Here is a 10,569-nt window from a genome sequence, read left to right on the forward strand (position 1 = left end):
ACCCAGCGGGGCCACAACAGCGACGGCAGCGACGGCACCTGATGAGGATTCACCACACCGCGTCCACGCGGGAACCAGCGCTACCGTCGTACGACGCGGAGGGGGCCGACACGGAATGAGCAACGACGACCACTACGGCGGCGGCAACGGCGGCTACGGCGAGGTCGGCGGCACGGGCCAGACCCGTACCCGCCTCCCGGACTCCCCCACCGACCCGTACGGCCCGGCCCGCCGCACCCCCCGCGCCTCCCGCAGCCTGATCACGGTGGTCGGCGTGGTGGTCCTCCTGATCGCCGCGATCGCCTACGCCAACCAGGCCGCCGACACCACCGAGAACAAGCCCGCGGACAACGCCCCGGCCGCCTCCTCCACGGCGGCCACGGGCACCGCCCCCGTCTCCGGCAAGGCCGCCGGCATCCCCCACGGCTTCGCCCACGACGAACAGGGCGCCCAGTCGGCAGCCGCCAACTACACGGTGGCCCTCGGCTCCGACGGCATGCTCAAGAAGGACGTCCGGCACGCCCTCATGGACGGCATCTACACGCCGGAAGCTGCAGCCCAGCGGAAGGGAACGCAGGACGCCGCGTACTCCCCCGCCTTCTTGGCAACGTTGGGCCTCGACCCGAACGGGAAGCCCCCACAGGGCAGCACTTTCGTCACCCGAGCCGTCCCGGTCGGCACCCGCGTCGAGAGCTACAGCCCCACCACCGCGAAGGTCGCGGTCTGGTATACGGGCCTCGTCGGGATGTCGGGCGCCAAGTCCACCACCCCGGTCCGCACCACCTGGAAGACTTGGACGTTCGAGCTCTCCTGGGTCGGGACGGACTGGAAGGTCAACTCCGATTCGCAGCAGGACGGCCCCGCCCCTGTACCGGGCGACGTCGCAGCCTCCACGTCAGACGACATCAGCAAGGCCGTCCAGGAGTTCGGAGGGTTCACCTATGCCCGGTAGCCGCCGTCGCCTCCGTATTGCCGCAGTACTGGCCGCCGTTCAGGTGACTGCAGTACTGCTGCCCGCCCGGGCGTTCGCCGCACCCACCCCGACACCGACCCCATCGGGCTCGCCCTCCAAGGACAACCGCTGCGAAGGGGTCATCGGCCCACTCAAAGAGGACTGCGAGCGTCAGGTCGGGGGGAACCCCAGCCCGGGAGCCGGCACCGGGCTCTCTCCGGACAGCCCGACCGACGCCCTCAACCCCCTCGCCTCCCTCGCCAGAGGCTGCGCCGACGCAGCCTCCTGGATCGTCGCCAAACTCAGCGAAGCGGTAAAGGGCAGCGCCACCGTCGACTTCACCAACCCCACCTTCCTCAAGCAGTACTCGGTGGTCTTCGCCGCCTCCACCATCCTCACCCTCGTCCTCTGGCTCTTCGCCGTAGCCAAACGAGCCGTCCGCGGCGTCCCCCTCAGCACCGCCCTCTCCGAAGCCATCGGCTTCCTCTGGCTGACGGTCCTCGCCTCCGCCTTCACCCCCCTGATCCTCTACACCGTCGTCTCCGCCACCGACGGCGTCACCGAGGTCATCGCCTCCGCCACCGGCGGCCAGACCGACGTCTTCTTCGGCTCCTTCTCCGAAGCCCTCAAGAAGGGCGACGACATCGGCGGCGGCCCGATCATGCTGATCGTCGTCTCCCTCGTCACCGTCCTCGCCGCCGGCATCCTGTTCCTGGAGCTCTTCATCCGGGCCGCCCTCCTCTACGTGGGCGCCCTCCTCGGCGTGGTCGTCTACTCCGGCCTCGTCGACCGCAACCTCTGGGGCCACGTCCGCCGCTGGGCCGGCATCATGATCGCCGTCATCCTCGTGAAGCCGGTCATCGTCATCGTCCTCGGCCTCGCCGGCGCCCTGACCGGCGAACAGGGCCCCAACGCCTTCTCCGCCGTCGTCACCGGCCTCGCCATCATCCTCCTGGCGATCTTCGCCTCGGCGATGATCTACCGCTTCGTCCCCGGCTTCGGCGACGAGATCGCCTCCGCCCGCGCGGGCCGCAGCAAGGCCACCGACGGCGCCCAGGCCGCCGCCGTCATCAGCTCCCCGGCCTCCCTCGTCTCCCAGGGCATCAAGACCCACAGCAGCCGCGGCGCCCACCGCGGCGGCGACGGCGGCGGCTCGGGCAGCACGCCCCGCCCCGCCAACCCCCTCTCCGGAGGCGTGGCCGCCCACAGCAGCCGCCCCACCTCCGGCGGCGGCGCCGGCGGCGGAACTGTCCCCTCCGCCGCACCCCCGCCCCGCACAGGTTCGAGTACGAGGAACACAGGAGGTGACGGGCGTTGACGACCCAGTCCCACCAGCTGCACCCGGTCGCGCCCCGCCGCACGTATCTCATCGGCCGGGCCCGGCCGAACGCGATCGTCGGCAAGAACCGCGAGACCGGCGAGATCGCCCTGATCATCGCGGGGGCGTTCCTCGGCATGATGAGCGGACTGCTCGTCCCCGACCTCACCCTGCGCATCGTCAGCCTCGTCGGGTTCCCCATGCTCGCGCTCGCCGCCGTGTACGTCCCCTACAAGGGCCGCACCTTCTACCGGTGGTTCGAGATCAACCGCAGCTACAAACGCACCCTGCGCCGCGGCACCACCTACCGCTCCTCCGCCATCGAGGCCGGTACCCGCGCCGCCGACGGCCGCGAGGTCGAGGTCGGCCCGCCCCCCGGCATCGGCCGCATCAGCTGGCTCGCCGCCCCCTTCGGCCCCGACGAGATCGCCGTACTCCTCCACGCGGACCGCCGCACCGTCACCGCCGCCATCGAGATCGAGGGACCGGGCGTCGGCCTGCGCGACAGCGAGGACCAGGAAGCCCTCGTCGACCGCTTCGGCACCCTCCTCAAGCACGTCGCCAACGGAGACGGCTTCGTCACCCGCATCCAGATGCTCGCCCGCACCCTCCCCGCGGACCCCGACGCCCACGCCAAGGACGTCGCCCAGCGCGGCGACACCAAGGCCCCCGGCTGGCTGCGCGATTCGTACGACCAGCTCCAGTCGATGGTGTCCACCTCCTCCGAGCAGCACCGCGCGTACCTCGTCGCCTGCATGCACTACTCCCGCGAACTCGCCGCCGAGGCCCACACCATCGCCCGCGCCGGCTCCCCCAAGGGCCGCAAGCTCGACCGCGACGCCGGCCTCGCCATCGTCATGGCCCGCGAGCTCACCGACATCTGCGCCCGCCTCGCCGAGGCCGACATCCGCGTCCGCCAGCCGCTGGGCCAGGGCCGCCTCTCCTCCCTCGTCCACTCCATGTACGACCCGGACCACCCCATCGACCACATCCAGGCCATGACCAAGCGCAACGCCTGGCCCGCCGAACTCGACGCGGTCGAACCCACCTACCTCCAGGCCAAGACCCGCGAGTCCTCCACCCGCGCCCCCTGGTGCCACGCCACCGCCTGGGTGAAGGAATGGCCGATGACCCCCGTAGGCGTCAACTTCCTCGCCCCGCTCCTCGTCCACACCCCCGACGTGATCCGCACGGTCGCGGTCACCATGGACCTGGAGCCCACCGAGATCGCCATCGAACGCATGCTCACGGAGAAGACGAACGACGAGGCCGACGCGAGCCGCGCCGCCAAGATGAACCGCACCGTCGACCCCCGCGACATCGCCGCCCACGGCCGACTCGACCAGAGGGGTGAAGATCTCGCCAGCGGAGCTGCGGGAGTCAACCTGGTCGGGTACATCACGGTGTCCTCGCGATCACCCGAAGCCCTCGCCCGCGACAAGCGCACCATCCGCGCCTCCGCCGGCAAGTCCTACCTCAAACTCGAGTGGTGCGACCGCGAGCACCACCGCGCCTTCGTCAACACCTTGCCGTTCGCCACCGGCATCCGACGCTAGCTGGAGGGAAGTGCCGCCCATGCGAGATCCCATGTCCGCGCTGACGGACGCCTTCACCAGCTTCCTCTTCGGCAAAGTCGAAACCACGCGCCTGCCCGTACGCACCTCCACCGGGCAGGCGCAGGCCGTCTACCTGCCCACCGCCGCCCCCGGACTCGGCGACTCCGGCGTCATCATCGGCCGCGAGGTCTACAGCGGCAAGGGCTACATCTACGACCCCTTCCAGCTGTACGGACAGCAGCTCCCGGCCCCCCACTGGCTGGTCCTCGGCGAATCCGGCAACGGAAAATCAGCCCTGGAAAAGACCTACGTCCTACGCCAGCTCCGCTTCCGCGACCGCCAGGTCGTCGTCCTCGACGCCCAGGGCGAGGACGGTGTCGGCGAGTGGAACCTGATCGCCCAGCAGTTGGGAATAACCCCCATCCGCCTGGATCCGATCGCCGCCAACGACGACGGGATCCGCCTCAACCCCCTCGACCCGGCCATCACCACGACCGGCCAGCTCGCCCTGCTCCGCACCATCATCGAAGTGGCCATGGGCCACGGCCTGGACGAGCGCGCCGGCTTCGCCCTCAAGGTCGCCCACGCCCACGTCGTCGACACGATCCGCGACCGCCAGCCCGTCCTCACCGACATCGTGGAACAACTGCGCCACCCCGAAGCCGAATCGGCCCTCGCGATGAACGTCGACATAGACGATGTCCGCGCCTGGGGCCTCGACGTCGCGCTCGTCCTCGACCGCCTCGTCGACGGAGACCTCCGCGGCATGTTCGACGGCCCCACCACCGTCGGCATCGACCTCGACGCGCCCCTCATCGTCTTCGACCTGTCCCACATCGACCGCAACTCCATCGCCATGCCCATCCTCATGGCGATCGTCGGCGTCTGGCTCGAACACACCTGGATCCGCCCCGACCGCAAGAAGCGCATCTTCCTCGTCGAAGAGGCCTGGCACATCATCAACAGCCCCTTCGTCGCCCAGCTGTTCCAGCGCCTCCTCAAGTTCGGCCGCCGCCTGGGCCTCTCCTTCGTGGCCGTCGTCCACCACCTCTCCGACGTGGTCGACGGCGCCGCGGCCCGCGAGGCCGCGGCCATCCTGAAAATGGCCTCGACCCGCACGATCTACGCCCAAAAGGCAGACGAGGCCCGCGCCACGGGCCGCGTCCTCGGCCTCCCCCGCTGGGCGGTGGAGATCATCCCCACCCTCACCCCGGGCATCGCCGTCTGGGACGTCAACGGCAACGTCCAGGTGGTCAAACACCTGATCACCGAGGCAGAACGCCCCCTCGTCTACACCGACCGCGCGATGACGGAGTCCTCGGTCCCCTCGCCACTCCCCGCCGACATGCTGGCCGCCGAACTCGAAGCGGAGGAAAGGGCCCTGTCCATGGAACGCCACCGCAACAACGGCACCGGCTCGGCCACCACGGTGGCCTGACCCATGCCCAACTCCAGACATACGGATCCCACGGCGCGGGCCGGCGGAATCCCCGACGGAGCCCTGGTCGGCCTCCTGTCCCTCCTCCTCGGCCTCGCCGTACTGGTCTGGTCGGCCACCGGCCTCGCAGCCCTCTTCAGCAAGGGCTCCTGGCCGGCCACGGTCACCTTCACCCGCACCCCGGAGGCCGTCCGCTCCCTGATAGCTCGCCCGGACGACATCGCCGCGGCCTGGCCGGACACCAACCCCGCAGCCCTCTCCGGCTGGGGCCTGTTCTGGGGCCTGTTCATCAGCCAGCTCCTGATCCTGCTGGTCCTGGCGATCTTCACGGTGGGCATCATCGCCCGCACCAAGTCCCGCCGCGCCCTGGCCAAACAGCCCCCCGACCCGGCCCCCGCCGCCCACGACCCCCAGCCGGCACTCCCCACCCAGCACCACCCGCACGCCCCCCAGCCCGCGTCCCCCCTCCGGCCCCCACCGGAACCCACCCCCACACCCGCCCAGGCCCCCACCGACGAGGCCTACGGCTTCGGCTACGCCCCGGCGCCCCTCACCACCACGACCACCACACCCCCGCACCGCCTGGCGTACGCCACCCCCGCCCAACGCCACCACCTCGCCGCCCAAGCCATCGCCGAAGCCGAGGGCGCGCTCCTGGTGGTCACCTCCTCTCCCACCCTCTGGTCGGAGACCAAGGACGCCCGCGCCAAACTCGGCCCGGTCCTCCTCTACGACCCCTCCCACCTGTGCGACACCCCGGCCCGCATGCACTGGAACCCGGCCGAGGGCTGCGCCGACCGCGACACCGCCGCCGCCCGCGCGATCGCCCTGCTGGCCCCGGTACGCCCACAGGCCCGCATCGACGCCGCACTCGCCCACACGGCGGAAACCCTCCTGCGCAGCTGGCTCCAGGCAGCCGCCCTCGACGACCGCCCCTTCAAGCAGCTCCACCGCTGGACCCAGGGCAACAGCGCCCAGGACGCCGTCCGCATCCTGCGCACCCACCCCCAGGCCGCTCCCGGCGCCGCCGGCGAACTGGAGAGCGCCCTCACCGCCCACCCGGAACGCCGCGAACAAGCCCAGCACCTCACGACCCGCGCCCTCTCCGCCCTGTCCTCGATCCACATCCGCGAGGCCTGCAACCCGAACCGTACGGATTCCCTCACGCTGGCTTCGTTCGTGACCGAGGGGGGCACCCTCTACATGGTGGGCGAATCCCTGGAAGACCCCCGCACCCACCCGGGTGCGATGCCCTTGCACACCGCACTCGCCGCTCACGTGGTCGAGCACGGCCGCCGCATGGCCGCACGGTCATCCCACGGTCGGCTCGACCCACCACTCACCCTGGTCCTGGACGACATCGCGGCAGTCGCCCCGATCCCCCAACTCCCGGATCTCCTCACGGACGAGACACTCCCCCTCCTCGCCCTGTGCCGAAGCCGCGAACAAGCCCGCTCCCGCTGGCCGGAAGCACCACTTCCCTAGTCCGGCGCGAGAACCGGGGCAGCGGCTCACGGGGCTGCGTGAAACCGCCGCAGCCTCATGCCCTATGCCCTGGGAAACACGTACTCCACTTCCTTGGCACCCGCGTCCCCGGGCACGGACACGACCTTCCCACTGGCCTCGAACCCGAACCGCCGATAGAAGGCCCCGGCCCGCGCGTTGTCCTCGTGCACGAAGAGCCGTACGCCCTCCAGCACCGGCTCCTCCAACGACCAGGCCCACTCCAGCGCGGCCGAGAACAGCGCCTCGGTCAGCCCGGTCCCCCGCTGCTCGGGCCGCACGAACACACCCACCACATGCGCCTGGGTCCGCTCGATCTCCTGCTCGAAGATGTCCGTGGTCCCGACCTCCTCGACGAGCACCGTCACGGACCCGACCCACTCACCGCCGGCCTCCTCTGCCACGAACTGCCGTGCGGCCCGCCCATGCGAAGCCCCCGCGGCCCGCGCTTGCCAGAACTCATCCGCCCTGGCCTCGGCCTGCGTCACCGTCTCCAGAAAGGCCACCGGCGCCGCCGGATCCTTGAGCGCGGCGATCCGCAGCTCCTTGACCTTGGCCCACTCGTCACCACGTACAGCCCGTACCACGTACTGATCCATAACCGGAGATCCTAATATCGACCCCAAACGCAGAAAAGCCCCGCACCGAGCCCGTAAAGGGCTGGTGCGGGGCTTCCCGCAATGATTGTTCGGCGGCGTCCTACTCTCCCACAGGGTCCCCCCTGCAGTACCATCGGCGCTGAAAGGCTTAGCTTCCGGGTTCGGAATGTAACCGGGCGTTTCCCTAACGCTATGACCACCGAAACACTATGAAATTTGAACGCTGGCATTGACACAGCTGTTCGTTATTTCAGAACTAACACAGTGGACGCGAGCAACTGAGGACAAGCCCTCGGCCTATTAGTACCAGTCAGCTTCACCCGTTACCGGGCTTCCACATCTGGCCTATCAACCCAGTCGTCTACTGGGAGCCTTACCCTCTCAAGGAGGTGGGAATACTCATCTTGAAGCAGGCTTCCCGCTTAGATGCTTTCAGCGGTTATCCCTCCCGAACGTAGCCAACCAGCCATGCCCTTGGCAGGACAACTGGCACACCAGAGGTTCGTCCGTCCCGGTCCTCTCGTACTAGGGACAGCCCTTCTCAATATTCCTACGCGCACAGCGGATAGGGACCGAACTGTCTCACGACGTTCTAAACCCAGCTCGCGTACCGCTTTAATGGGCGAACAGCCCAACCCTTGGGACCGACTCCAGCCCCAGGATGCGACGAGCCGACATCGAGGTGCCAAACCATCCCGTCGATATGGACTCTTGGGGAAGATCAGCCTGTTATCCCCGGGGTACCTTTTATCCGTTGAGCGACGGCGCTTCCACAAGCCACCGCCGGATCACTAGTCCCGACTTTCGTCCCTGCTCGACCCGTCGGTCTCACAGTCAAGCTCCCTTGTGCACTTACACTCAACACCTGATTGCCAACCAGGCTGAGGGAACCTTTGGGCGCCTCCGTTACTCTTTGGGAGGCAACCGCCCCAGTTAAACTACCCATCAGACACTGTCCCTGATCCGGATCACGGACCGAGGTTAGACATCCAGCACGACCAGAGTGGTATTTCAACGGCGACTCCACAACCACTGGCGTGGCTGCTTCAAAGTCTCCCACCTATCCTACACAAGCCGAACCGAACACCAATATCAAACTATAGTAAAGGTCCCGGGGTCTTTCCGTCCTGCTGCGCGAAACGAGCATCTTTACTCGTAGTGCAATTTCACCGGGCCTATGGTTGAGACAGTCGAGAAGTCGTTACGCCATTCGTGCAGGTCGGAACTTACCCGACAAGGAATTTCGCTACCTTAGGATGGTTATAGTTACCACCGCCGTTTACTGGCGCTTAAGTTCTCAGCTTCGCAACCCCGAAAGGTCACTAACCGGTCCCCTTAACGTTCCAGCACCGGGCAGGCGTCAGTCCGTATACATCGCCTTACGGCTTCGCACGGACCTGTGTTTTTAGTAAACAGTCGCTTCTCGCTGGTCTCTGCGGCCACCCCCAGCTCACGGAGTAAATCCGATCACCAGTGATGGCCCCCCTTCTCCCGAAGTTACGGGGGCATTTTGCCGAGTTCCTTAACCATAGTTCACCCGAACGCCTCGGTATTCTCTACCTGACCACCTGAGTCGGTTTAGGGTACGGGCCGCCATGAAACTCGCTAGAGGCTTTTCTCGACAGCATAGGATCATCCACTTCACCACAATCGGCTCGGCATCAGGTCTCAGCCTTAATGAGGGACGGATTTGCCTACCCCTCGGCCTACACCCTTACCCCGGGACTACCACCGCCCGGGCTGGACTACCTTCCTGCGTCACCCCATCGCTTACCTACTACCACCTTGGATCGGCGGCTCCACCACTTTCCTTTCCCCGAAGGGTCCGGAACGGCTTCACGGCCTTAGCATTAGAGGATTCGATATTGGGCGTTTCAAAGCGGGTACCGGAATATCAACCGGTTGTCCATCGACTACGCCTGTCGGCCTCGCCTTAGGTCCCGACTTACCCTGGGCAGATCAGCTTGACCCAGGAACCCTTAGTCAATCGGCGCACACGTTTCTCACGTGTGTATCGCTACTCATGCCTGCATTCTCACTCGTGAACCGTCCACAACTAGCTTCCGCTGCTGCTTCACCCGGCACACGACGCTCCCCTACCCATCACAGCGGGCGTTGGCCCTATTGCTGCAATGACACGACTTCGGCGGTACGCTTGAGCCCCGCTACATTGTCGGCGCGGAATCACTTGACCAGTGAGCTATTACGCACTCTTTCAAGGGTGGCTGCTTCTAAGCCAACCTCCTGGTTGTCTCTGCGACTCCACATCCTTTCCCACTTAGCGTACGCTTAGGGGCCTTAGTCGATGCTCTGGGCTGTTTCCCTCTCGACCATGGAGCTTATCCCCCACAGTCTCACTGCCACGCTCTCACTTACCGGCATTCGGAGTTTGGCTAAGGTCAGTAACCCGGTAGGGCCCATCGCCTATCCAGTGCTCTACCTCCGGCAAGAAACACGTGACGCTGCACCTAAATGCATTTCGGGGAGAACCAGCTATCACGGAGTTTGATTGGCCTTTCACCCCTAACCACAGGTCATCCCCCAGGTTTTCAACCCTGGTGGGTTCGGTCCTCCACGAAGTCTTACCTCCGCTTCAACCTGCCCATGGCTAGATCACTCCGCTTCGGGTCTAGAGCGTGCAACTCAATCGCCCTATTCGGACTCGCTTTCGCTACGGCTTCCCCACACGGGTTAACCTCGCTACACACCGCTAACTCGCAGGCTCATTCTTCAAAAGGCACGCAGTCACGACCGTTGTTCCGAAGAACAACGGCGACGCTCCCACGGCTTGTAGGCACACGGTTTCAGGTACTATTTCACTCCGCTCCCGCGGTACTTTTCACCATTCCCTCACGGTACTATCCGCTATCGGTCACCAGGGAATATTTAGGCTTAGCGGGTGGTCCCGCCAGATTCACACGGGATTTCTCGGGCCCCGTGCTACTTGGGAGATTCTTAAGCAAGCCGCTGATGTTTCGTCTACGGGGGTCTTACCCTCTACGCCGGACCTTTCGCATGTCCTTCGACTACATCAACGGTTTCTGACTCGCCGACCGGCCGGCAGACCGATCAAAAGAATTCCCACAACCCCGCATGCGCAACCCCTGCCGGGTATCACACGCATACGGTTTGGCCTCATCCGGTTTCGCTCGCCACTACTCCCGGAATCACGGTTGTTTTCTCTTCCTGAGGGTACTGAGATG

At 66.4% G+C, this 10,569-nt stretch carries 6 protein-coding genes and 2 rRNA genes (1 of these 8 only partly in view); 5 read left to right on the plus strand and 3 right to left on the minus strand.

Features of this window, described 5'->3' with window-relative positions:
• Positions 1 to 115: 115 nt before the first annotated feature.
• From OG625_RS17800 to OG625_RS17820, 5 genes are read left to right on the plus strand one after another with little or no spacing between them, the layout of a single operon-like run.
• Positions 116 to 952 carry a hypothetical protein gene (locus OG625_RS17800; protein WP_329381691.1) on the plus strand — a complete coding sequence of 279 codons (837 nt, stop codon included), beginning with the start codon at positions 116 to 118 and terminating at the stop codon, positions 950 to 952.
• A complete protein-coding gene (locus tag OG625_RS17805; RefSeq protein ID WP_329381694.1) occupies positions 942 to 2,270 on the plus strand; it encodes a hypothetical protein in 1,329 nt (442 codons plus the stop codon). Before OG625_RS17800 ends, OG625_RS17805 begins: the two co-directional genes overlap by 11 nt.
• The gene (locus OG625_RS17810) at positions 2,267 to 3,826 is read left to right on the plus strand and encodes an SCO6880 family protein (protein WP_329381697.1); all 1,560 of its coding nucleotides are present in this window, start codon (positions 2,267 to 2,269) and stop codon (positions 3,824 to 3,826) included. The genes OG625_RS17805 and OG625_RS17810 overlap by 4 nt, the downstream gene beginning before the upstream one ends.
• 19 nt (positions 3,827 to 3,845) lie before the next feature.
• On the plus strand, positions 3,846 to 5,264 hold the full coding sequence (locus OG625_RS17815; protein ID WP_329381700.1) for an ATP-binding protein: 1,419 nt from the start codon (positions 3,846 to 3,848) through the stop codon (positions 5,262 to 5,264).
• 3 nt (positions 5,265 to 5,267) lie between these two features.
• Positions 5,268 to 6,749: a type VI secretion protein gene (locus OG625_RS17820; protein WP_329381702.1), complete on the plus strand. Its 1,482-nt coding sequence runs from the start codon at positions 5,268 to 5,270 to the stop codon at positions 6,747 to 6,749.
• Positions 6,750 to 6,811: 62 nt separating this feature from the next.
• On the opposite strand, the gene OG625_RS17825 is transcribed toward OG625_RS17820, so the two are convergent.
• The 3 genes from OG625_RS17825 to OG625_RS17835 all read right to left on the minus strand — a co-directional run.
• A complete protein-coding gene (locus tag OG625_RS17825; RefSeq protein WP_329381705.1) occupies positions 6,812 to 7,366 on the minus strand; it encodes a GNAT family N-acetyltransferase in 555 nt (184 codons plus the stop codon).
• 87 nt (positions 7,367 to 7,453) lie between these two features.
• Positions 7,454 to 7,570: ribosomal RNA gene (gene rrf, locus OG625_RS17830) — 5S ribosomal RNA — on the minus strand.
• A gap of 76 nt (positions 7,571 to 7,646) precedes the next feature.
• Positions 7,647 to 10,569: ribosomal RNA gene (locus tag OG625_RS17835) — 23S ribosomal RNA — on the minus strand; it runs 200 nt beyond the window's last position.

The organism is Streptomyces sp. NBC_01351 (assembly GCF_036237315.1).
Classification (GTDB): Bacteria; Actinomycetota; Actinomycetes; order Streptomycetales; family Streptomycetaceae; genus Streptomyces.

What these genes read in the sequence shown, in the direction of transcription:
- OG625_RS17805 (WP_329381694.1), top strand. Translation starts at nt 942, where the DNA reads ATGCCCGGTAGCCGCCGTCGCCTCCGTATTGCCGCAGTACTGGCCGCC.
- OG625_RS17815 (WP_329381700.1), top strand. Translation starts at nt 3,846, where the DNA reads ATGCGAGATCCCATGTCCGCGCTGACGGACGCCTTCACCAGCTTCCTC.
- OG625_RS17800 (WP_329381691.1), top strand. Translation starts at nt 116, where the DNA reads ATGAGCAACGACGACCACTACGGCGGCGGCAACGGCGGCTACGGCGAG.
- OG625_RS17825 (WP_329381705.1), bottom strand. Translation starts at nt 7,366, where the DNA reads ATGGATCAGTACGTGGTACGGGCTGTACGTGGTGACGAGTGGGCCAAG.
- OG625_RS17820 (WP_329381702.1), top strand. Translation starts at nt 5,268, where the DNA reads ATGCCCAACTCCAGACATACGGATCCCACGGCGCGGGCCGGCGGAATC.